General features: G+C 69.7%; 21 protein-coding genes. 6 read left to right on the forward strand and 15 right to left on the reverse strand.

Annotated features, from left to right (window positions below; all coding sequences use genetic code 11):
* The first annotated feature begins 67 nt into the window (after positions 1-67).
* Both ACFYXB_RS15755 and ACFYXB_RS15760 read left to right on the forward strand, forming a co-directional pair.
* Positions 68-1,468, forward strand: a complete 1,401-nt coding sequence (locus ACFYXB_RS15755; RefSeq protein ID WP_389582167.1) for an ATP-binding cassette domain-containing protein — start codon at positions 68-70, stop codon at positions 1,466-1,468.
* Entirely contained in the window at positions 1,465-2,343 is an 879-nt protein-coding gene (locus ACFYXB_RS15760) for an ABC transporter permease subunit (protein WP_351350213.1), read from the forward strand. The genes ACFYXB_RS15755 and ACFYXB_RS15760 overlap by 4 nt, the downstream gene beginning before the upstream one ends.
* A gap of 4 nt (positions 2,344-2,347) precedes the next feature.
* On the opposite strand, the gene ACFYXB_RS15765 is transcribed toward ACFYXB_RS15760, so the two are convergent.
* On the reverse strand, positions 2,348-2,689 hold the full coding sequence (locus tag ACFYXB_RS15765; RefSeq protein WP_351350215.1) for an ATP/GTP-binding protein: 342 nt from the start codon (positions 2,687-2,689) through the stop codon (positions 2,348-2,350).
* Positions 2,690-2,911: 222 nt separating this feature from the next.
* Here ACFYXB_RS15765 and ACFYXB_RS15770 point away from each other — a divergent pair, with 222 nt between their 5' ends.
* Positions 2,912-3,940 carry an LLM class flavin-dependent oxidoreductase gene (locus ACFYXB_RS15770; protein ID WP_389582170.1) on the forward strand — a complete coding sequence of 343 codons (1,029 nt, stop codon included), beginning with the start codon at positions 2,912-2,914 and terminating at the stop codon, positions 3,938-3,940.
* A 93-nt stretch (positions 3,941-4,033) separates the two neighbouring features.
* Here the strand turns inward: ACFYXB_RS15770 and ACFYXB_RS15775 are convergent, their stop codons facing one another.
* Positions 4,034-4,426, reverse strand: coding sequence for an SCO5389 family protein (locus tag ACFYXB_RS15775; RefSeq protein WP_351350219.1), 393 nt, complete (start codon positions 4,424-4,426; stop codon positions 4,034-4,036).
* Between the two features lie 254 nt (positions 4,427-4,680).
* Here ACFYXB_RS15775 and nucS point away from each other — a divergent pair, with 254 nt between their 5' ends.
* Positions 4,681-5,352: an endonuclease NucS gene (gene nucS / locus ACFYXB_RS15780; RefSeq protein ID WP_351350221.1), complete on the forward strand. Its 672-nt coding sequence runs from the start codon at positions 4,681-4,683 to the stop codon at positions 5,350-5,352.
* Positions 5,353-5,473: 121 nt separating this feature from the next.
* Here the strand turns inward: nucS and ACFYXB_RS15785 are convergent, their stop codons facing one another.
* The 5 genes from ACFYXB_RS15785 to ACFYXB_RS15805 form a co-directional block, all read right to left on the reverse strand.
* A complete protein-coding gene (locus ACFYXB_RS15785) occupies positions 5,474-7,954 on the reverse strand; it encodes an ATP-binding protein (protein ID WP_389582174.1) in 2,481 nt (826 codons plus the stop codon).
* A 270-nt stretch (positions 7,955-8,224) separates the two neighbouring features.
* Positions 8,225-8,548: an STAS domain-containing protein gene (locus tag ACFYXB_RS15790; RefSeq protein ID WP_389582176.1), complete on the reverse strand. Its 324-nt coding sequence runs from the start codon at positions 8,546-8,548 to the stop codon at positions 8,225-8,227.
* 194 nt (positions 8,549-8,742) lie between these two features.
* Positions 8,743-9,591, reverse strand: coding sequence for a 3-hydroxyacyl-CoA dehydrogenase family protein (locus ACFYXB_RS15795; RefSeq protein WP_351350227.1), 849 nt, complete (start codon positions 9,589-9,591; stop codon positions 8,743-8,745).
* Between the two features lie 182 nt (positions 9,592-9,773).
* Positions 9,774-10,211, reverse strand: coding sequence for a hypothetical protein (locus ACFYXB_RS15800; RefSeq protein WP_389582179.1), 438 nt, complete (start codon positions 10,209-10,211; stop codon positions 9,774-9,776).
* A gap of 173 nt (positions 10,212-10,384) precedes the next feature.
* Complete coding sequence (locus ACFYXB_RS15805) at positions 10,385-11,272, reverse strand: hypothetical protein (RefSeq protein ID WP_389582181.1); 888 nt, start codon at positions 11,270-11,272, stop codon at positions 10,385-10,387.
* A 156-nt stretch (positions 11,273-11,428) separates the two neighbouring features.
* Between ACFYXB_RS15805 and ACFYXB_RS15810 the strand changes: the two genes are divergently transcribed.
* Positions 11,429-12,001, forward strand: a complete 573-nt coding sequence (locus ACFYXB_RS15810; protein ID WP_389582183.1) for a cob(I)yrinic acid a,c-diamide adenosyltransferase — start codon at positions 11,429-11,431, stop codon at positions 11,999-12,001.
* 219 nt (positions 12,002-12,220) lie between these two features.
* A complete protein-coding gene (locus tag ACFYXB_RS15815; protein ID WP_389582186.1) occupies positions 12,221-14,047 on the forward strand; it encodes a glycosyl hydrolase family 18 protein in 1,827 nt (608 codons plus the stop codon).
* Between the two features lie 80 nt (positions 14,048-14,127).
* On the opposite strand, the gene ACFYXB_RS15820 is transcribed toward ACFYXB_RS15815, so the two are convergent.
* From ACFYXB_RS15820 to atpE, 8 genes are all read right to left on the reverse strand, one after another.
* The gene (locus ACFYXB_RS15820) at positions 14,128-14,574 is read right to left on the reverse strand and encodes a DUF2550 domain-containing protein (protein ID WP_351350237.1); all 447 of its coding nucleotides are present in this window, start codon (positions 14,572-14,574) and stop codon (positions 14,128-14,130) included.
* Between the two features lie 127 nt (positions 14,575-14,701).
* Entirely contained in the window at positions 14,702-15,076 is a 375-nt protein-coding gene (locus tag ACFYXB_RS15825; RefSeq protein WP_351350239.1) for a F0F1 ATP synthase subunit epsilon, read from the reverse strand.
* Between the two features lie 110 nt (positions 15,077-15,186).
* On the reverse strand, positions 15,187-16,623 hold the full coding sequence (gene atpD, locus ACFYXB_RS15830) for a F0F1 ATP synthase subunit beta (RefSeq protein WP_389582189.1): 1,437 nt from the start codon (positions 16,621-16,623) through the stop codon (positions 15,187-15,189).
* On the reverse strand, positions 16,624-17,538 hold the full coding sequence (locus ACFYXB_RS15835) for a F0F1 ATP synthase subunit gamma (RefSeq protein WP_389582192.1): 915 nt from the start codon (positions 17,536-17,538) through the stop codon (positions 16,624-16,626).
* A 21-nt stretch (positions 17,539-17,559) separates the two neighbouring features.
* Entirely contained in the window at positions 17,560-19,152 is a 1,593-nt protein-coding gene (gene atpA, locus ACFYXB_RS15840) for a F0F1 ATP synthase subunit alpha (RefSeq protein WP_389582195.1), read from the reverse strand.
* A 133-nt stretch (positions 19,153-19,285) separates the two neighbouring features.
* Complete coding sequence (locus ACFYXB_RS15845) at positions 19,286-20,101, reverse strand: F0F1 ATP synthase subunit delta (RefSeq protein WP_389582197.1); 816 nt, start codon at positions 20,099-20,101, stop codon at positions 19,286-19,288.
* On the reverse strand, positions 20,098-20,643 hold the full coding sequence (locus ACFYXB_RS15850) for a F0F1 ATP synthase subunit B (protein ID WP_351350249.1): 546 nt from the start codon (positions 20,641-20,643) through the stop codon (positions 20,098-20,100). The genes ACFYXB_RS15845 and ACFYXB_RS15850 overlap by 4 nt, the downstream gene beginning before the upstream one ends.
* Before the next feature lie 42 nt (positions 20,644-20,685).
* Positions 20,686-20,916 carry an ATP synthase F0 subunit C gene (gene atpE, locus ACFYXB_RS15855; RefSeq protein ID WP_073889576.1) on the reverse strand — a complete coding sequence of 77 codons (231 nt, stop codon included), beginning with the start codon at positions 20,914-20,916 and terminating at the stop codon, positions 20,686-20,688.
* Positions 20,917-20,979: the final 63 nt, after the last annotated feature.

Raw genomic sequence — 20,979 nt, forward strand, 5'->3', positions numbered from 1 at the left:
GGATATCCTCCTAACCCTTACGGGGGCGTGTGCCCCGCTGTCCTGAACCTTTCGATGGGTGCGGAGCATGATCGAGGCTGTCGGCCTGACCAAGCGCTACGGCGACAAGACCGCCGTCTACAACCTTTCCTTCCAGGTGCGGCCCGGAGCCGTCACCGGCTTCCTCGGGCCCAACGGCTCGGGCAAGTCGACGACCATGCGGATGATTCTGGGCCTGGACAATCCCACCGCGGGCTCCGTGACGATCGGCGGCTTCCCGTACCGCAAGCTGCCGAACGCCGCGCGTCAGGTGGGCGCGCTGCTCGACGCCAAGGCCGTGCACGGCGGAAGGGCCGCACGCAACCACCTGCTCTCCCTGGCCCAGCTGTCGGGCATCCCGGCACGGCGCGTGGACGAGGTGCTCGGGGTCGTGGGCCTTCAGGAAGTGGCCAGGAGGCGGTCCAAGGGCTTCTCTCTCGGCATGGGGCAGCGGCTCGGCATCGCGGCGGCGCTGCTCGGCGACCCGCAGGTGCTGCTGTTCGACGAGCCGGTCAACGGCCTCGACCCCGAGGGCATCCTCTGGGTGCGGAACCTGATGAAGGCGCTCGCGGCGGAGGGCCGTACGGTCTTCGTGTCCTCGCACCTGATGAGCGAGATGGCCGTGACCGCGGACCACCTCATCGTGATCGGGCGCGGACAACTGCTCGCCGACATGAACATCAAGGACTTCATCTCCGCGAACTCGGCGGACTTCGCGCGGGCCCGCACCCCCGACACCGAGCCGCAGCTGCGCGAGAAGCTGACGTCCGCGCTCACCGAGGCAGGCGGGCACGTGCTGCCGGAGCAGGACGGCGCGCTGCGCGTCACCGGGCTCCCGCTCCCCCGCATCAGCGACCTGGCGCACGAGGCCGACGTACGGCTGTGGGAGCTGTCGCCGCACCAGGCCTCGCTGGAGGAGGCGTACATGCGGATGACGCAGGGCGCCGTCGACTACCGCTCGACCATCGACCAGAAGGCGGGCCTCCAGCAGCCGCTGCCCCCGGGCGCCCAGCCGCCCATGCCGGTCCCCGGCCAGGGCCAGCCGGGCTGGTACGCCCCACCGCCGCCGCAGCAGGGCGGCCGGCCGTTCACGATGCCGCAGGGCGGCGTCCCCACGGGTCCGTACGGCGGCCAGGGCGCACCGCAGGGGGCGTACGGCACCCCGGCGGGCGCCCCCAACCCGTACGGCGCGCCGACTCCTGGCGCCCCCGGCGCGGGCGGGCCCAACCCGTACGCCCAGCCGGCCCCGCAGACGGCTCCGGCCCAGCCCGCCGCGCCTCCTGCTCAGGCGGCCGACGGTGCGCAGCCGCAGGCGACCGTCCAGCTCGCCGCACAGGCTCCGCAGGACCCGGCCCCGCCGGTGGCCCCGGCCCAGCCCGCCGCAGGCGCCGAGGCGCCCGCTCAGCCCTCCGCCGACGCCCACCCGACCCAGCCCAAGGACGCACGATGAGCACCCACCAGCAACCGATGCCGCAGGCAGCCCCCGCCGCGTCCGAATGGCAGGCGGTGCCCGGCGGGACGTACCCCGGATACACCTCGCCGATCCCGGTCGTGCGCACGCACCTCGGGAATGCGATCACGTCCGAGTGGACGAAGATCAGGTCGGTGCGTTCGACGATGTGGACGCTCGGTGTGTTCGTGCTGCTCGTCGTAGGCATCGGCCTGCTCACCGGCGCTGTGGTCGGCAACTCCTCCGACCTGTCCGGCGACGAGAACCCGCTGGCCCTCGGCTTCTTCGGGCTCCTGCTCGGCAGCATCTGCATCATCACGCTCGGCGTGCTGACCACCGCCTCCGAGTACAGCACCGGCATGATCCGTACGACGATGACCGCCTGCCCTTCCCGGGGGCGCGTGCTCGCGGCCAAGGCGATCGTGTTCTTCCTGGTCGCCTTCGTGGTGACGCTGGCTGCGGTCTCCTTCGTCGCCATGGCCCAGGCGGCCATGCTGGACGGCACCGGCCTGCGCAACCCGACCGGCGCCGAGTGGTTCAAGGGCACCGTGGGCGTCAGCCTCTACATCGCCCTGCTGGGACTGCTCTCGCTCGCCATCGGCTCGATCATCCGGCACTCGGCGGGCGCCATCACCATCATGATCGGCGCCGTGCTCGCCCCGCTGGTGATCGCGCTGTTCATGTTCTCGTCGTCGCTGGAGAAGGTGCGCCAGTCGCTGTTCGAGTACTCGATCCCGAACCAGTTGAGCGTCTTCTACTCCAACTCCCTCACCGAGTCGGGCCCGTCCGGCTGGGAACCGCTGTGGATCATCCTGGGCGTGACGGCCGCTGCCTTCGCCGGGGCCTATGTCCTGCTGGAGAAGCGGGACGTGTGACGCACTAGAACTTCGGCGCGTTACGGGGCCGCTGCACCCGCGTGGTGCGGCGGTCCTTCGCGTTCCAGCACGCCTTGTGCCAGTGCCGGCGTTCGTCGACGCCGGAGTGTTCGGGCCAGGCCACCACGTGCGGGACGCCCGAGGGGATCATCTGGTCGCATCCGGGGCAGCGGTACGTCTTGCCGTCCGCGCTCGCCCCGGCGACATGGCGCACGCTCCACTGCTCGCCCTGCCAGCTCTCCGTCGACTGCCAGCCGCCGTAGCGGCCGGCGCGGTCGTCCTCGGCGCTCCGGCCGGACGCGGCCGCACCAATTTGGCCCTTGGGTCGGTTGCGACGCGGGGACACAGGACACCTCACGGGGCTATACAGGATGCACGGGCTGCATCCAGCCTACGCGGCACGCAAGCGGGTACGCGTAGGGCACCAGCCCACACAAGTCCCGCTCCAGGGCGACCCATTCTGCAGACAATCCGCAAATCCCTCCGCCAGGCCGTGTCCTCGGCACGTGTCAGACGGTTATGCCCTGTGGGGGAGCTCCGGGTCGGAGCCAAGGAAGCAGGAAAAGCAATGTACGTGGGAAGTTTTGTGTTGGCGGCCCAGTTCCCGGGCCAGGGCCAGGGGGAGGCGCTGCACCGGGCGGTCCGCTCGGCGGAGGTGGCCGAGGAAGCGGGGCTCGACACGGTCTGGCTGGCCGAGCACCACTTCGTACCGTACGGCACATGCCCGTCCGCGGTCACGCTGGCCGCGCTGCTGCTCGGCCGTACCCGGCGCATCCGGGTCGGCACGGCGGTCAGCGTGCTGCCCACCGTCCATCCGGTCGCCCTCGGCGAACAGGCGGCGCTGCTGCACGTGACGAGCGGCGGGCGCTTCACGCTGGGCGTGGGGCGCGGCGGTCCGTGGGTGGACCTGGAAGTGTTCGGCGCGGGCCTGGGCGCGTACGAACGAGGGTTCCCGGAATCACTCGATCTGCTGCTGCGCTGGCTGCGCGAACCGGCGGTGTCGGCGTCGGGCGAGCGGTTCTCGTTCCGTGAAGTCACCGTCGTACCCCGCCCGTCGGAGGCGCTCACGGAGGCGCCGGGTCCCGAGGTCGTCGTGGCCTGCACCTCTCCGGCGAGCGTGCGGCTGGCCGCCGAACGCGGGCTGCCGATGCTGCTCGGGATGCACGTCGGGGACGAGGAGAAAGCCGAAATGATCGCCCTGTGGCGGCAGCACGCGCACGCGGCCGGGCGGCCTGCCGACGAAATCCTCGGGGCGGCCCATGTCTCGGCGGGCGTCTGCCAGATCGCGGACCGGCGCACCGAGGCGGTGGAGACCCTGACGAAGGCGTTGCCGGGCTGGCTCAAGCACGGCCTGGATGCCCATGTGACGGTGGACGACCGCCCGCGCGCGATGCGCGACCCGCTCGCGTACACCGAACTGCTCTGCGGACTGCACCCGGTGGGCACGCCCCGGCTGTGCGCCGACCGTCTTGCGGCCACCTCGGAGCGGACCGGCATCTCGCGCTTCGCGCTGCTCGTCGAGGGCTCGGGAGACCTGGCGGCGACGGAGGAGAACGTACGGCGGCTGGGCGCCGAGGTACTCCCCCATCTCCGGTGATGCCGGGCAACTCCCGTACCGCTCGGGGAGCTTGCCGCCCCAGAACTGATTGCACCTCCCGCGTGTGGAGCGGCAAGCAAGCGGCTCACTGCGTCAGCAGTCCCTGAGCTCGGGCGACTGGTTCAGCAGCTGACTGCGCACCGAGGTGAAGCGGGCCAGCGTCTCGTCGACCGAGGCGTCCAGCGGGAAAACCGCCACCCGATGGCAGTTCTGGAAGGCCAGTCGCACACCGAAGTGCCGCTGCAGCGCACCGCGTATCGCGTCACTGGCGAGCGCGCGCAGCAACTGGCCCCGTGCCTGCTCGTCCGGCGGAGGCGTCTGGTTGTCGGCGAACTGGCCGCCGTCCACCTTCAGCTGGGCCACCAGGGAGCTGATCATCTCCCATGCGTAGGGCAGGGAGGTCCGGACGCAGTCGACGAAGGCAGCTTCGTCGACCTCGCCTCGCTCGGCCTGTTCGAGTAGGGCCGGTGAGACGTCGAGCGACATGGGTTCTCCTCTCGCACCCCCGAACAGCAGGGGTTGGCGGACAGGTAAGGGAGTTCGCGGTACCGAACACGCTGAGTACACATGTCACGACCTCCCGTTTACTACGGTAGGCAACGGACCGTGACCACACCAGCAGATTGCGTATATGCACCGGTCCCATTAGGCACACAATCGGCCAGGGATGAACAAGAGTTTCCAGGCGATACAGGACGCGAATCGCGTCTGGCGCGGCGCGTCGAGTAGCGTTGCCGACCATGCGTCTCGTCATTGCCCGGTGCTCCGTCGACTACGCCGGCCGGCTCACCGCCCACCTCCCCTCGGCCCCCCGTCTGATCCTGGTCAAGGCGGACGGCAGCGTCTCGATCCACGCGGACGACCGGGCCTACAAGCCCCTCAACTGGATGTCGCCGCCCTGCACGCTGAAGGAGGGGTCCGGCGAGGAGGAGGGCGTCTGGACCGTCGTCAACAAAGCGGGCGAGAAGCTGATCATCACGATGGAGGAGATCCTCCACGACTCCTCGCATGAACTCGGCGTGGACCCAGGCCTGATCAAGGACGGCGTGGAAGCACACCTCCAGGAACTGCTCGCCGACCGCATCGAGACGCTCGGCGACGGCTACACCCTGATCCGCCGCGAGTACATGACGGCCATCGGCCCGGTCGACATCCTGTGCCGGGACGCGGACGGCCAGACGGTGGCGGTCGAGATCAAGCGACGCGGCGAGATCGACGGCGTGGAGCAACTCACGCGCTACCTCGAGCTGTTGAACCGCGACCCTCATCTCGCCCCCGTCCGCGGCATCTTCGCGGCCCAGGAGATCAAGCCCCAGGCCCGAGTCCTCGCGACGGACCGAGGCATCGGCTGCCAGGTCCTGGACTACGAGGCGATGCGAGGCATCGAGGACGACAAGCTCCGCTTGTTCTGACGGGTTTCGGCGGGACTCTGTCCCGCTGTCCCCCTATCCCGCCGCGACGGCGCTCAGCCCGTACGGCGGTGGTCGGCGGTGCCGAACCCGCCTCAGGCCGGTCCGGCACCGGCGCCCCGCTTCAGATCACGTCGCCGCTCGGCGCACCCGCGTCACTGGCTTCCGGGGCGCTCGCCGAGGCGCTGGCGGCCGGGCCGCTGGCCGAGGTGGAGGTGGACGGGGTTTCACTCGGGGTCGGCGTCGGTGTGGGGGTCGGCGTCGGTGTGGGGGTCGGTGTCGGCGTCGGCTTGGGCGACGACTTCGTCGGCTTCGGCGTCGGCTTGGGGGTCGTCGACTGCGTCGGCTTGCTCGACGGGCCCCCGCCCGACCCCTTCGTCCCGCTCGGCTCGTCCGACGGCTCGTTCCCGGTCGCCGGCGGCGTCGGGTCGTCCGAGGTGCCGAGCGTGCCGTCGGGACCCGGGTCCGTCGGCCGGCTGGTAGCCGTACCGGTGTCGCCCTTGTCGTCCTTCTTCGGCGTGTCCGCCCCCAGGCTGCCGTCGTCGACGCCCTGGCTGGCGGACGGGTTGGTGTTCACGTTGTCCGACGGGGTGTCCGCGTTCTCGTGGGACGTCATGCCGAGCGTGACCACCGTGCCGAGCACGGCCACGAGCAGCGCACCGGAGCCGGCCGCCACGAGGTTGCGCCGGGCGAGGCGCCGGATGCCGCCGCCCTGAGGCCCCTGAGGCTTCGGCTCGGGGGCCGCGGCCCGGCGGGTCACCAGGGTGTCGAAAGGCTGTCGTACGGGCGGGAAGGCCGCCGGGATGCCGCCGGGCGGCGAGGCCGACTCGTCGTGGCGGGCGTCGGGCACCTCCTCGCCCGTGGTGGCCCCGAGGCCGGGCGTGTCGCCCGCGAGGTCGCCGACCAGCGCGAGGGCGCGGCGGCCCGCGACCGTGCCGCGCTTGTCGGCGAGGGCGCCGCGCAGGCCGATGGAGGCCTCCAGTTCGGCGCGGGCCCGGTCGAGCTGTCCGCCGCAGAGCGCGAGGATGCCCAACTCATGATGGAAATAGGCCTGTTCGGCCACGTCCCCGGCCAGCCGGGCGGCCTCGGCGCCGTAGCGCAGCGCCCGCTCCCAGGCGCTCCAGTGCAGCCCCGAGACGAAGGCGGGCGCAGCGGTACGGGCCAGCCGTACGGTGGCGCTCTCCTCGTCGTCGGCGGGCGGCGTGGTGCCCGGCACCAGGACGCCGAGCGCGGCGAGCACGGCGTCGGCCTCGGCGCCGACCCGCTCGGGCGTGACGGAGGGGTGTCCGGCCCACCAGGTGTAGTGCTGGGCGGCGGTGCGGGCGCGGTCGGCGATGTCGTCGGCGTATCCGGCGGCCTCCAGCTGCGCGAGCACACCGGCGGCGAGGCGGTAGCGGGAGCCGACCGGCGAGACGAGTCCGCAGGCGGCCAGTTCACCGAGGGCGGCGTCCGCGTGGGTGTCACCGACGAGGGCGGGCAGGTGCGCCTGGTGCGGCACCTCGCCGCCGAGGGCGACGGCGAACCGCAGGGTGGCCCGCGCGGAGGTGCTCAGCCGGGCGGCGAGCAGCGGCGCGGGCGCGGCGGCCTCGCCCAGGGACGGCAGGGGTATGTCCTCGCCGTCGACGGCGTCCGCACCGAAGGGCGCGTCGACCGGGAGCTCGTCCTCGAAGACGCCGTACTCGTCCACTGCGCCCCGGTTGGCCCGCAGTTGGTCGCGCTGCCGCAGCAGGGCCCCGGCCTGGACGAACCTGAGGGGCAGGCCCTCGGACTCGAACCAAAGGTCGCCGGCCCAGTTGGACTCGTCCTCGGCGAGGGCACGGCCGGCGGCGCGCTCGAGCAGGTCGATGCCCGCGGCGCGCTCCAGGCCGCCCAGGAAGACCTCCTCGACGGCCGAGTCGGCGGACGGCGCCTGCACGTCCGGGGTGGCGCTGATCAGAAAGGCGCACTCGGGCGTGGCGTCGATCAGCTCGTCGAGGGGGGCGCTGCCGAACTCGATGTCGTCGAGGACGACGACCGCGCCGATCTCCCGGACCAGGCCGAGCAGTTCGTCCCTTTCGGGCCGGTGCAGGGGCGCGTCGTAGACGGCGTAGAAGAGGTCGTACAGAACGTCGCTCGCCGTGCGGTGGAAGCCGGTGAGGCGGACCACGCCGTCGGGGGCGAGATCGGAGCAGTCGTCGGCGACGAGGTCGAGGAGGGCGGTGCGGCCCGACCCGGACGGGCCGGTGAGCCGTACGGAACGGCCGCGGGCGAGCAGGCGCACCAAGCGCTCGCGTTCCTCCTGGCGTTCCAGGAGCGGCAGTGCGGGCTGCGCGGGACCGGGCGGTACGGGCGGCCGGGCCGCACGTTCGGCCTCGACGCGCTCGGCGGCGCCCAACTTCCGCGGCCTGCCGGGCCGCTCGCCGGGCGGGCAGGACTCTATCTCGCTGCCGTCGACGGGATTGACGGTCAGCAGGAAGTCGCCGGAGACGAGCTGCACCGTGCGGGCGAGTGCGGGCGTGCTCTGGCCGAAGTCGGAGGTGAGGGATTCCCGCGGCGGGCGCTGACGCGGCGTACCGCCGTCACCGTCCTGGCCGTAGTCCTCGGGTCCCCGGTCGATAGGATCCATAGGTTTCAAGCCCCCCAAAAGCGTCAAGTGTGCCCGGATACCGGCCCCTCCCGGCCTGTTGCACACCGCGCTGTCGCTTCTGGTCCGGTCCCGCTCGAGGGTCGCAAGGCAGCGGGCGACCGAACCCTAAACCTTCGCACAGTATCTACGACAGGCCGGGGTACCGCCCCGCCCGAGACGTCACAGTCTCGTGATGATTGGGCGTGACGTGCGGTTGGACCTCGTGCGCCCGACTCTCCCCCGTCGCCCGGTTCACACCCGATCGCGGTGTCACACCCGGGGCAGCGACTCCACCCCGATGCCCCCTTCGATCGCCAGGATCCGGTGCAGCCGGGTGGCCACGAGCAGGCGCTGCATCTGCAGCGGCACGCCGCGCAGCACCAGCCGGCGGCCGCAGCGTCCGGCCCGCCGGTGGGCGCCCATGATCACCCCGAGCCCGGTGGCGTCCCAGGAGTCGAGTGCGGACAGATCGAGCACCAGGTCGCCGACTCCGCCGTCGACGGCCGAGTGCAGGACCGTACGGGCGTCCGCCGCGCTGCGGACGTCGAGGCGGCCCCCGACGACCAGCTCGGCGTGGTCGCCCCTGATGTACATATACGCTCCCCGTGCGTCCGGATCCGTACTCCGTGATGTCCGTTGATGCCACCTCTGACTGCGTGAAGCACCAAGAGGTTGCCGTCTGTAAGCGAACCGATACCGAATTCACCCCCTGGAGTGACACTCACGGGGCCTGTGCGGCGTCGGAGGCTTGACGTGACTGAAGATCAGTACGTGTACATACCTGAAGATCAGTACGCGTAGAAGCCCTGCCCGCTCTTGCGTCCGATGTCACCGGCGTCAACCATCCGGCGCATCAGCTCCGGCGGCGCGAACTTCTCGTCCTGCGACTCGGTGTAGATGTTGCTGGTGGCGTGCAGCAGGATGTCGACGCCGGTGAGGTCCGCGGTGGCGAGCGGGCCCATGGCGTGGCCGAAGCCCAGCTTGCAGGCGAGGTCGATGTCCTCGGCGGTGGCGACACCGGACTCGTACAGCTTGGTCGCCTCGACGACGAGCGCCGAGATGAGCCGGGTGGTGACGAAGCCGGCGACATCGCGGTTGACGACGATGCACGTCTTGCCGACCGACTCGGCGAACTCCCGCGCGGTGGCGAGGGTTTCGTCGCTGGTCTTGTAGCCGCGGACGAGTTCGACGAGCTGCATCATCGGCACCGGCGAGAAGAAGTGCACGCCCACGACCCGCTCCGGGTGTTCCGTGGCCGCCGCGATCTTGGTGATCGGAATGGCGGAGGTGTTGGAGGCGAGCACGGTCTGAGGGCGCACGATCTTGTCGAGCGCACGGAAGATCTCGTGCTTGACCTCGAGCTTCTCGAACACGGCCTCGACGACGACATCGGCGTCCGCGGCCGCGTCCAGGTCGGTGGTGGCGGTGATGCGACCGAGGGCGGCGTCGGCGTCGTGCGCCTCCAGCTTGCCCTTGCTCACGAACTTGTCGTACGACGCCTTGATGCCGTCGGTGCCACGCCTGAGCGCCTCGTCGGTGACGTCGCGCAGGACCACGTCCCAGCCCGCCTGCGCGGAGACCTGGGCGATGCCGGAACCCATGAGACCGGCCCCGATGACGGCGAGCTTCCGTGCCACTGTGCGACTCCCCTTTGAAACGCTCACACGCTGTTCTTGTATGTCACTCGCGGACACTAGCGCTCGTGAGCGGCTGTGTGAGGGGTTAGTAACGCGTGTCACGTCTCACGGGGTGAGACACCTGTCACGCCCCCGACTCCTTGCGGCGGCGGGCCGGTTGGCGCCGTCCTTCCGGCCGCCCGTCAGCCGCCGTCGGACAGGGTCCGGGTCCTCCCGGGCAGCATCAGGTAGAAGGTGAGCAACGACTCCTGCGGGCCGCCCAGCTCGAACCGGTTGGCCACCTTGCCGAGCGGGTTCCAGACCCGCCCGTCCGGCATGCGCACCCCGACCGGCTGTCCGAAGTAGGCGCGCTGGTCCTCGTCGAAGTCCACCCACACGGCGCCCGCGCGACGGACAAGGACCTCACCGACGTACGTGCCGAGTCCGAACAGCGCCTTGTGCGCCCCTTGCCGCCCGGTCCCGCCCTTGCGTAACCCGTCGACCAGGAAGTCCACGACGCGCAGACTGGCCACGGAGTAGTCGAGGGGCAGCCGGTTGCGGGCGGTGACTCGGGCGACGAAGGCGGCGACGTACGACCGCATCTCCCGTGCGCGCGGCACGCGTTGCTCCACCTCGGCCATGGGACCCCACCCCTGTCTCTCGACGCCGGGGACCCCCCGTCGGAACCCCCTCAGTCCCAGCGGGCCGCGCACCAGCGGTAACACGGGTAACGAGCGAGCCAAATCTCACACATCGGAATCACAAGGGCTGTACAACCTTTTGCCTTGTCGTACGTCTGTGAGGGCGACGGACGCTATTGCGCGCCGTCGGGCAGCTCCACGCTCCCGGTGAACACGCCGCGGTTGTCGGCCCGTACCTCCTGGCTCATCGTGATGTCTCCGCCCTGGAACGGGACGAGGAAGGTGAACGCGTACCGGTGCGCCGCGACTCGGTACCCGTGGACCGCGTCCAGGTCCCAGGTCTCGGTGAAGCTCCGCAACGTGATCTGTCCGTCGGTCGCCGTCACGCCGGCCCTGCGCAGCTGGGCCAGCGTGGGCTCGGCCTCCCGGACGGCTCGCTTCAGCGCAGGACGCGTGCGGGCGGCGGACAACTGCCAGCCTGAGGCGGTGACTTGAAGCCGCACACGACCGTCTCCCGCCCCCGCACGACTCACCTTCGCGCTCTTGGCGTACGCCGCGAAGTCGTGCAACTCGGCGAGGGGATCCTCGACGTCGTCGGCGATACCGGTATCGGTCAGCGGCCCCTTCTTCCAAGCATCGGCGCCCTCCTTGACATAACCGGTGCCACCGACGACGTACACCAACTCGGGCTTGCGCTCCCCCTTGCTCGTGGTGATCGTGCCGGTCTGCTGGAGCGCCTCGGGGGCGGTGGTGCGGTGCACGGTCGCGGCGTACGTGGCGGAACTGGGCGCCTGCCCGCGCATGGCGACGGACTCGCTGCCGCTGACGGCGAACGTCCACCCTTTCTCACCGCGCATGCCGTGCTGGGCCCGGGCGACGAACTGGGCGGCGGTCTTCGGCTCGGGCGCACGCTTGTTCTCGGCGCTTGGAGTGCTCTTCACAGAGCGGTGCCGCCCCGTCGGCTTCCGCTTGCCCTCGTTCGAAGAACACCCGGCCACGGCCACGGCGACCACGACGGACAGGGCGACGACAGCACGGCGCCCACGCGGACGATTACACATTCCGGACAGCACGAAACAACCCTTCGGCGGTGACGGGGGGCTCGATCGTGGCCGGTTATACAGCAGCCGCCACCCGGGCAGCGAGCGCACGGACAAGCAGGGCAAACAGGACGGCCCTGCTGGTCGTGGGCCAGTGGCCGTCACTACGCTGGACGCATGGTCAATCTGACGCGCATCTACACCAGGACCGGCGACAAGGGAACCACCGCCCTCGGCGACATGAGCCGGGTCGCCAAGACCGACCTGCGGATCTCGGCGTACGCCGACGCCAATGAGGCGAACGCGGTGATCGGCACAGCGATCGCGCTGGGCGGGCTGGACGAGGAGGTCGTCGAGGTCCTCACCCGGGTGCAGAACGACCTGTTCGACGTGGGGGCGGACCTGTCGACGCCGGTGGTGGAGAACCCGGAGTTCCCGCCGCTTCGGGTCGAGCAGTTCTACATCGACAGGCTGGAGGCGGACTGCGACCGCTTCAACGAGCGCCTGGAGAAGCTGCGGTCCTTCATCCTCCCCGGCGGCACCCCGGGCGCGGCCCTGCTCCACCAGGCCTGCACGGTGGTCCGCCGCGCCGAACGCTCGACCTGGGCGGCACTGGAGGCCCACGGAGACGTCATGAACCCGCTCACCGCGACTTACCTCAACCGTCTCTCGGATCTGCTGTTCATTCTGGCGCGGACCGCCAACAAGGAGACCGGCGACGTGCTGTGGGTGCCGGGCGGGGAACGCTAGCGGCTGTCGGGGAAGGCGCACGTCAGCCGTCCGCCGGGGCGGCTGGAGTCGCGTAGCCGTGATCAAGCTGCCCTGCCGAAACGGGAGTTGGGGATTCAGCGGGACATCAAGGGCACTGGTCCAGACCTATTGACCTCTGGTCCAGACCTTTCTATTCTCGCGGCACTGTGGGCGTGAAGGCTCAGTCATGCCCCCTACACCCCCAAGAGGAGGCGCACGATGCGCTTCAGACACAGAGCCGCGGCAGGGTTCGCGACCCTGTTGCTCCCGCTGGCCGGTCTGGTCGGTCTCGCGGGCCCGGCCCAGGCCGCGACCAACGCCACCGCCACCTACGCCAAGACCCAGGACTGGGGCACCGGCTTCGAAGGCAAGTGGACCGTCAAGAACACCGGTACGACGGCGATCAGTTCGTGGACGATCGAGTGGGACTTCCCCTCCGGTACGTCCGTCACCTCCGCCTGGGACGCCGACGTCACGTCCGCCGGCACCCACTGGACCGCCAAGAACAAGTCCTACAACGGCTCCATCGCCCCCGGCGCCTCCGTGTCCTTCGGCTTCAACGGCGCCGGCCCCGGCTCCCCCTCCAACTGCAAGCTGAACGGCGACAGTTGTGACGGTACGACGGTCCCGGGCGACGCGGCACCGTCCGCGCCGGGCACCCCGACCGCCTCGAACATCACCGACACCGGCGTGAAGCTGTCGTGGTCCGCGGCGACCGACGACCACGGCATCAAGAACTACGACGTGCTGCGTGACGGCGCCAAGATCGCGACGGTGACGACGACGTCGTACACGGACTCCGGCCTGACCGCCGGCACCGACTACTCCTACACCGTGCAGGCGCGTGACACCGCCGACCAGACCGGCCCGGCCAGCGGCTCGGTCGCCGTGCACACCACCGGAGGCGGCACCACTCCCCCGCCCACCGGCGGCAGCAAGGTCAAGCTCGGCTACTTCACCGAGTGGGGCATCTACGGCCGCAACTACAACGTCAAGAACCTGGTGACGTCCGGCTCGGCCGCGAAGATCACGCACATCAACTACGCGTTCGGCAACGTCACGAACGGCCAGTGCGCGATCGGCGACTCCTACGCCGACTACGACAAGGCGTTCACCGCCGACCAGTCGGTCAGCGGCGTGGCCGACACCTGGGACCAGCCGCTGCGCGGCAACTTCAACCAGCTGCGCGAGTTGAAGGCCAAGTACCCGAACATCAAGGTGCTGTGGTCCTTCGGCGGCTGGACCTGGTCCGGCGGCTTCGCGCAGGCGGCGGCCAACCCGGCCGCCTTCGCCCAGTCCTGCTACAACCTGGTCGAGGACCCGCGCTGGGCCGATGTCTTCGACGGCATCGACATCGACTGGGAGTACCCGAACGCCTGCGGTCTGAGCTGCGACAGCAGTGGCGCGGCGGCCTACAAGAACCTGATGCAGGCCCTGCGCGCCAAGTTCGGCACAGGCAACCTGGTCACCGCGGCCACCACGGCCGACGGCACCTCCGGCGGCAAGATCGACGCCGCCGACTACGCGGGCGCGGCCCAGTACGTCGACTGGTACAACGTGATGACGTACGACTTCTTCGGCGCCTTCGACGCCGACGGCCCGACCGCCCCGCACTCCCCGCTCACCACCTACAGCGGCATCCCGACGCCCGGCTTCACCACAGCCGACGCGATCGCCAAGTACAAGGCCAAGGGCGTGCCCGCGAACAAGCTGCTCATCGGCATCGGCTTCTACGGCCGCGGCTGGACCGGCGTCACCCAGGACGCCCCGGGCGGCACGGCCACGGGCCCGGCGGCCGGCACCTACGAGCAGGGCATCGAGGACTACAAGGTCCTCAAGACGTCCTGCCCGGCCACCGGCACCATCGCGGGTACGGCGTACGCGCACTGCGGCACCAACTGGTGGTCCTACGACACCCCGTCCACCATCAACTCGAAGATGGCGTGGGCCAAGACCCAGGGTCTGGGCGGCGCGTTCTTCTGGGAGTTCAGCGGTGACACCAGCAACGGCGAGCTGGTGAGTGCCATCAACACCGGGCTCTCGTAAAAAAGTTCGCCAGGCGTTGAGCGACATTGACGCTCCCCCGGACTTCATCCGGGGGAGCCCCACCCAGCGAGTGAATGTGGCTACGCCACATTCACTCGCTGTCCGGGCGGGGCTGCCTCAAGCCACGCGAGAAACCCGGTCAGCGCGTCTTCGCTCATGGCGAGTTCGAGACGCGTGCCCCGGTGGATACAGGCGAGGATGACCGCGTCGGAGAGCAGCGCCAGCTCCTCCTCGCCCTCGGGGACGCGCCGGCCGGCCACCTCGATCGCCGCGCGCTCCAGGACACGGCGCGGGCGGTAGGCGTAGGAGAAGACGCGGTACCACTCGATGCGGTCGCCGTTGTAGCGGGCGACACCGTAACTCCAGCCCTTGCCGCCGGTGTCGGGTTTCTCGGGCACGTCCCAGCGCAGCGAACAGTCGAAGGTGCCGCCGGAGCGCTGGATGAGTCTGCGACGCAGGCCGAACAGGAAGAGTCCCACCACCACGAGCGCGACCACGATCCCGCACACAGTCAGAGCGAGGACCATCGGCACCGACCTCCTCGTCTCCTAGGTAATGGAACGGAAAAATCACCCACATCTGCCTCAGCCGCGGCCGGGTACCGGATAACTCCGGTCCCGGCCGCGGCTGAGTGACGTCATCACACCGTGCGGGTCAGCGCACCGACACCGCACGCAGTCGGACTTCCGCGCGCCGTTGGGCGTAGGCGTCTGCGTCCGCCTGTGCGCGCTCGAGCGCCCGCTCCGCGCGCTGGACATCGATCTCGTCCGACAGCTCGGCGATCTCGGCCAGCAGCGACAGCTTGTCGTCCGCGAACGAGATGAAACCGCCGTGCGCCGCGGCGACGACCGTTCCACCATCACTCGTACGGATGGTCACCGGGCCCGACTCCAGCACACCGAGCAGCGGCTGGTGACCGGGCATGACGCCGATGTCGCCGGACGTGGTGCGCGCGACGACCAGGGTGGCCTCGCCGGACCAGACCTGGCGGTCGGCAGCGACCAGCTCGACGTGCAGCTCAGCAGCCAAGGTTGGCTCCTCGGGTCACCACCCGGCGGTAGTGCCGGGTGTTGGGGTCAATTCTAATGGGCGTGAATGAGGGGGCGGGACGCGCCCGCCCCCTCACACGAGCGCGTGGCTCAGGAGACGCCCAGCTCCTTGGCGTTGGCCTTGAGGTCCTCAATGCCACCGCACATGAAGAACGCCTGCTCCGGGAAGTGGTCGTACTCGCCGTCGATGATCGCGTTGAAGGCCGCGATCGACTCGTCCAGCGGGACGTCCGAACCGTCGACGCCGGTGAACTGCTTGGCGACGTGGGTGTTCTGGGACAGGAAGCGCTCCACGCGACGGGCACGGTGGACGACGAGCTTGTCCTCTTCGCCGAGCTCGTCGATACCGAGGATCGCGATGATGTCCTGGAGGTCCTTGTACTTCTGCAGGACCGTCTTGACGCGCATGGCCGCGTTGTAGTGGTCCGCCGAGATGTAGCGCGGGTCCAGGATCCGGGACGTGGAGTCCAGCGGGTCCACGGCCGGGTAGATGCCCTTCTCGGAGATCGGACGGGACAGAACCGTCGTCGCGTCGAGGTGGGCGAAGGTGGTGGCCGGCGCCGGGTCGGTCAGGTCGTCCGCGGGGACGTAGATCGCCTGCATCGAGGTGATCGAGTGACCACGGGTCGACGTGATGCGCTCCTGGAGGAGACCCATCTCGTCGGCCAGGTTCGGCTGGTAACCCACGGCGGACGGCATACGGCCGAGCAGCGTGGAGACCTCGGAACCGGCCTGCGTGAAGCGGAAGATGTTGTCGATGAAGAACAGCACGTCCTGCTTCTGGACGTCACGGAAGTACTCGGCCATGGTGAGGCCGGCCAGCGCGACGCGCAGACGGGTGCCCGGGGGCTCGTCCATCTGACCGAAGACAAGGGCGGTCTTGTCGATGACGCCCGACTCGGACATCTCCTCGATGAGGTCGTTGCCCTCACGGGTGCGCTCACCGACACCGGCGAACACGGAGACACCGTCGTGGTTGTTGGCGACGCGGTAGATCATCTCCTGGATGAGCACCGTCTTGCCGACGCCGGCACCGCCGAACAGACCGATCTTGCCGCCCTTGACGTACGGGGTCAGCAGGTCGATGACCTTGACGCCGGTCTCGAACATCTCGGTCTTCGACTCGAGCTCGTCGAAGTTCGGGGCCTTGCGGTGGATCGGCCAGCGCTCACCGTCGTACTGCTCGTCGACGTTCAGCACCTCACCGAGGGTGTTGAACACCTTGCCCTTGGTGAAGTCGCCGACGGGGACGGAGATGGCGGAGCCCGTGTCGGTCACCGGGGCCTGGCGGACCAGACCGTCGGTGGGCTGCATGGAGATGGTGCGGACCAGGCCGTCACCCAGGTGCTGGGCGACCTCCAGGGTCAGCGTCTTCCGCTCGCCGTCCTTGGCCGGGTCGGCCACCTCGACGTGCAGGGCGTTGTAGATTTCCGGCATCGCGTCGACGGGGAACTCCACGTCGACGACCGGGCCGATGACCCGGGCGACGCGGCCCGTAGCCGTCGCGGTCTCAACAGTGGTGGTCATTTATCGGTCACTCCCCGCGGTCGCGTCGGCCAAGGCGCTGGCGCCACCGACGATCTCGCTGATTTCCTGGGTGATTTCGGCCTGGCGGGCCGCGTTGGCAAGCCGGGAGAGCATGTTGATCAGATCTCCCGCGTTGTCGGTGGCCGACTTCATCGCGCGCCGCGTGGCGGCGTGCTTCGAAGCGGCCGACTGGAGCAGCGCGTTGTAGATACGGCTTTCCACGTACCGCGGCAGCAGGGCGTCGAGGACGTCCTCCGCCGACGGCTCGAAGTCGTACAGCGGAAGGATCTCGCCCGGAGGCCTCTCCTCCGCGACCTCTTCGAGGCGCAGCGGCAGCAGCCGTGCGTCGAGCGCCGTCTGCGTCATCATCGAGACGAACTCGGTGTAGACGATGTGGAGTTCGTCCACGCCGCCGTCCGCCGCACCCTTCTCGATGGCCTCGATCAGGGGCGCCGCCACCTGCTTGGCGTCCGCGTACGACGGCTCGTCGGTGAAGCCGGTCCACGACTCCGCGATCTTGCGCTCACGGAAGTTGTAGTGGGCCACACCACGGCGGCCGACGATGTACGTGTCGACCTCCTTGCCCTCGCGCTCCAGGCGCTCGGTCAGCTGCTCCGCCGCCTTGATGGAGTTGGAGTTGAAAGCGCCGGCCAGACCGCGGTCGCTCGTGAGGAGCAGAACCGCGGCACGGGTCGGGTTCTCCGCCTCCGTGGTGAGCGGGTGCTTGGTGTTCGAACCCGTACCGACCGCCGTGACCGCACGCGTGAGCTCGGTCGCGTACGGCGTGGAGGCCGCCACCTTGCGCTGCGCCTTGACGACGCGCGAGGCGGCGATCATCTCCATCGCCTTGGTGATCTTCTTGGTCGCGGTGACAGATCGGATGCGACGCTTGTAGACCCGGAGCTGGGCTCCCATGAGTCAGGTCCCTTCCTTACGTCACTTGGCGGCAGCGGCAGGGGTGTCCTCGCCGAGCAGCTTGCCGTCCGAGGTCTCGAACTGCTTCTTGAACTCCGCGACGGCGTCGTCGATCGCCTGGATCGTGTCGTCCGACATCTTGGCGCCCTCCTTGATGGAGGTCATGAGGCCCTGCTCCTTGCGGTGCAGGTACTCCAGGAGCTCCTTCTCGAAGCGCCGGATGTCGGCGACCGGCACCTCGTCCATCTTGCCGTTGGTGCCGGCCCAGACGGAGACGACCTGGTCCTCGGTGGCCATCGGCTGGTACTGGTCCTGCTTCAGCAGCTCGACCATGCGCTGACCGCGCTCCAGCTGCGACTTCGAGGCGGAGTCCAGGTCGGAACCGAAGGCGGCGAACGCCTCCAGCTCACGGAACTGGGCGAGGTCGACGCGGAGACGGCCGGAGACCTGACGCATCGCCTTGTGCTGCGCGGAACCACCGACTCGGGAGACGGAGATACCGACGTTCAGCGCGGGACGCTGACCGGCGTTGAACAGGTCCGACTCCAGGAAGCACTGGCCGTCGGTGATCGAGATGACGTTGGTCGGAATGAACGCCGAGACGTCGTTGGCCTTGGTCTCGACGATCGGCAGACCGGTCATCGAGCCCTTGCCCATGTCGTCGGAGAGCTTCGCGCAGCGCTCCAGCAGACGGGAGTGCAGGTAGAAGACGTCACCCGGGTAGGCCTCGCGACCCGGCGGGCGGCGCAGCAGCAAGGACACGGCGCGGTAGGCGTCGGCCTGCTTCGAGAGGTCGTCGAAGATGATGAGGACGTGCTTGCCCTCGTACATCCAGTGCTGGCCGATGGCCGAACCGGTGTACGGCGCCAGGTACTTGAAGCCGGCCGGGTCGGACGCCGGGGCGGCGACGATGGTCGTGTACTCCAGCGCGCCGGCCTCCTCCAGAGCGCCGCGCACGGACGCGATGGTGGAGCCCTTCTGGCCGATGGCGACGTAGATGCAGCGGACCTGCTTGTTCACGTCGCCCGAGCGCCAGTTGTCGCGCTGGTTGATGATCGTGTCGACGGCCAGGGCGGTCTTGCCGGTCTGCCGGTCACCGATGATCAGCTGGCGCTGGCCGCGGCCGATCGGGGTCATGGCGTCGACGGCCTTGTAGCCGGTCTCCATCGGCTCGTGCACCGACTTGCGCTGCATGACCGTGGGGGCCTGCAGTTCGAGGGCGCGGCGACCGGTGGTCTCGATCTCGCCGAGGCCGTCGATCGGGGTGCCGAGCGGGTCGACGACGCGGCCGAGGTAGCCCTCGCCGACCGCGACGGAGAGGACCTCGCCGGTGCGCGTGACCGGCTGACCCTCCTCGATGCCGCTGAACTCACCGAGGACGATGGCGCCGATCTCGCGCTCTTCCAGGTTGAGCGCGAGGCCGAGGGTGCCGTCCTCGAACTTCAGCAGTTCGTTGGCCATGGCCGAGGGCAGCCCCTCGACCTTCGCGATGCCGTCGCCGGCAAGGCTGACCGTACCGACCTCCTCGCGCGAGGCCGCGTCCGGCTTGTACGACTGGACGAAGTTCTCCAGCGCGTCCCGGATCTCCTCCGGCCGGATCGTGAGCTCCGCCATCTGGGTTCCCTGCTCTCCTTGTTGGGCCCGAAGTTTCACTTGGGGGGATGGGGGACTCCCCCCAATGAGAGGTGAATCCTCTGCACGGCCCAACCAGGGCCGTAATCAGTACGTACTGCTTGTTGAATTGCTACTAGCTCGCCATGCGGCGGGCGGCGTCCTCGAGACGGTCCGCGAGGGAGCCGTTGATGACCTCGTCACCGACCTGCACCCGGATCCCGCCGACGACCTCGGGGTCGACGTCGAGGTTGAGGTGCATCGTGCGGCCGTAGAGCTTCGCGAGGGCGGCGCCCAGGCGCTGCTTCTGCGGGTCGCTCAGCGGCACCGCCGAGGTGACGACGGCGACCAGCCGTTCCCGACGCTCGGCGGCGAGCTTGGACAGGGACTCGAGTCCCGCTTCCAGGCTACGTCCCCGCGGCGCGGTCACAAGGCGCGTCACCAGACGCTCGGTGGTCACGTCGGCCCGGCCGCCGAGCAGCCGGTGCAGCAGCTCGACCTTGGCCGACTTGGTGGCCTTGCGGTCGGTCAGCGCGGCGCGCAGCTCGGTGTTCGAGGCGACGATCCGGCCGAACCGGAACAGCTCGTCCTCGACGCTGTCGAGCCGACCCGTCCGCTGCGCGGCCGTGAGGTCGGCGATGTCCGCCAGCTCCTCCAGCGCGTCCACCAGGTCGCGCGACTGCGACCAGCGGGAGCGGACCAGTCCGGACACCAGGTCGGTGGTGGCGGTGCCGACCTGTCCGCCGAGCAGGCGCCCGACGAGCTCGGCCTTGGCCTCACCGGGCTGCGCCGGGTCGGTGAGGACCCGACGCAGCGACACCTCGCGGTGGAGCAGCGCGGTGACGGCCGCCAGCTCGTCGGCGAGCTGCGCCGCGTCCACGGACGTGGAGTCCGTCAGCGCGTCGAGCCGCTCACGTGCGGCTGCCAGTGCCTCGCGGCTCGCTCCGTTCATCGCGTGGCCTCGGCCTTCTCCTCGAGCTCGTCGAGGAAGCGGTCGATCACACGGCTCTGGCGGGCGTGGTCCTCGAGGGACTCGCCCACGAGCTTGCCGGCCAGTTCGGTGGCGAGCTTGCCGACGTCCTGGCGCAGCGCGGACGCGGCGGCCTTGCGGTCGGCCTCGATCTGCGTGTGACCGGCGGCGACGATCTCCTCACGCTGCCGCTGGCCCTCGGCGCGCATCTCCGTGATGAGCGTGGCGCCCTGCTCCTGCGCCTCCTGGCGCAGGCGCGCGGCCTCGTGACGAGCCTCGGCGAGCTGAGCCTTGTACTGCTCGAGCACGCTCTGAGCCTCGGTCTGCGCGGCCTCGGCCTTCTCGATACCGCCCTCGATGGCCTCGCGCCGCTGCTCCAGAACCTTGTTGATGTTCGGGAGGAGCTTCCAGGCGAGGAAGCCGAAGACGATGACGAAGGCGAGCAGGCCGATGACGAGCTCGGGGATCGGCGGGACGAGGGGGTTTTCCTTCTCCCCGGCCGCCAGAATGAGCAGCTGGCTCATGTCAGTGCCTTTCGTCTAGGGGGCTGTCGCTGATCGGGCCGATCAGGTGCCGTAGACGAACGGCATGACCAGGCCGATGAGGGCGAGCGCCTCACAGAAGGCGAAGCCGAGGATCTGGTTGGCGCGGATCAGGCCGGCCGCCTCGGGCTGACGGGCCAGGGCCTGGGTGCCGTTGCCGAAGATGATGCCGACGCCGACGCCGGGGCCGATGGCCGCGAGGCCGTAACCGACGGAACCGAGCGAGCCGGAGACGGCGGCAAGGGTCTGGGACATGCCAGTTCTTCCTTCTTCTTTACGGACCGGTGGGGGTTGGCCACCGGACGATCAGGTGGATGG

Origin of the sequence: Streptomyces sp. NPDC002619 (assembly GCF_042889305.1) — a bacterium.
Lineage (GTDB): Bacteria > Actinomycetota > Actinomycetes > Streptomycetales > Streptomycetaceae > Streptomyces.

Bases quoted from the DNA above. Each gene is read 5' to 3' on its own strand.
- ACFYXB_RS15815 (WP_389582186.1), top strand. From the start codon at position 12,221: ATGCGCTTCAGACACAGAGCCGCGGCAGGGTTCGCGACCCTGTTGCTC.
- ACFYXB_RS15810 (WP_389582183.1), top strand. From the start codon at position 11,429: ATGGTCAATCTGACGCGCATCTACACCAGGACCGGCGACAAGGGAACC.
- nucS (WP_351350221.1), top strand. From the start codon at position 4,681: ATGCGTCTCGTCATTGCCCGGTGCTCCGTCGACTACGCCGGCCGGCTC.
- ACFYXB_RS15755 (WP_389582167.1), top strand. From the start codon at position 68: ATGATCGAGGCTGTCGGCCTGACCAAGCGCTACGGCGACAAGACCGCC.
- ACFYXB_RS15800 (WP_389582179.1), bottom strand. From the start codon at position 10,211: ATGGCCGAGGTGGAGCAACGCGTGCCGCGCGCACGGGAGATGCGGTCG.
- ACFYXB_RS15790 (WP_389582176.1), bottom strand. From the start codon at position 8,548: ATGTACATCAGGGGCGACCACGCCGAGCTGGTCGTCGGGGGCCGCCTC.
- ACFYXB_RS15805 (WP_389582181.1), bottom strand. From the start codon at position 11,272: ATGTGTAATCGTCCGCGTGGGCGCCGTGCTGTCGTCGCCCTGTCCGTC.
- atpE (WP_073889576.1), bottom strand. From the start codon at position 20,916: ATGTCCCAGACCCTTGCCGCCGTCTCCGGCTCGCTCGGTTCCGTCGGT.
- ACFYXB_RS15845 (WP_389582197.1), bottom strand. From the start codon at position 20,101: ATGAACGGAGCGAGCCGCGAGGCACTGGCAGCCGCACGTGAGCGGCTC.
- atpD (WP_389582189.1), bottom strand. From the start codon at position 16,623: ATGACCACCACTGTTGAGACCGCGACGGCTACGGGCCGCGTCGCCCGG.
- ACFYXB_RS15850 (WP_351350249.1), bottom strand. From the start codon at position 20,643: ATGAGCCAGCTGCTCATTCTGGCGGCCGGGGAGAAGGAAAACCCCCTC.
- ACFYXB_RS15760 (WP_351350213.1), top strand. From the start codon at position 1,465: ATGAGCACCCACCAGCAACCGATGCCGCAGGCAGCCCCCGCCGCGTCC.
- ACFYXB_RS15775 (WP_351350219.1), bottom strand. From the start codon at position 4,426: ATGTCGCTCGACGTCTCACCGGCCCTACTCGAACAGGCCGAGCGAGGC.
- atpA (WP_389582195.1), bottom strand. From the start codon at position 19,152: ATGGCGGAGCTCACGATCCGGCCGGAGGAGATCCGGGACGCGCTGGAG.
- ACFYXB_RS15835 (WP_389582192.1), bottom strand. From the start codon at position 17,538: ATGGGAGCCCAGCTCCGGGTCTACAAGCGTCGCATCCGATCTGTCACC.
- ACFYXB_RS15820 (WP_351350237.1), bottom strand. From the start codon at position 14,574: ATGGTCCTCGCTCTGACTGTGTGCGGGATCGTGGTCGCGCTCGTGGTG.
- ACFYXB_RS15785 (WP_389582174.1), bottom strand. From the start codon at position 7,954: ATGGATCCTATCGACCGGGGACCCGAGGACTACGGCCAGGACGGTGAC.
- ACFYXB_RS15770 (WP_389582170.1), top strand. From the start codon at position 2,912: ATGTACGTGGGAAGTTTTGTGTTGGCGGCCCAGTTCCCGGGCCAGGGC.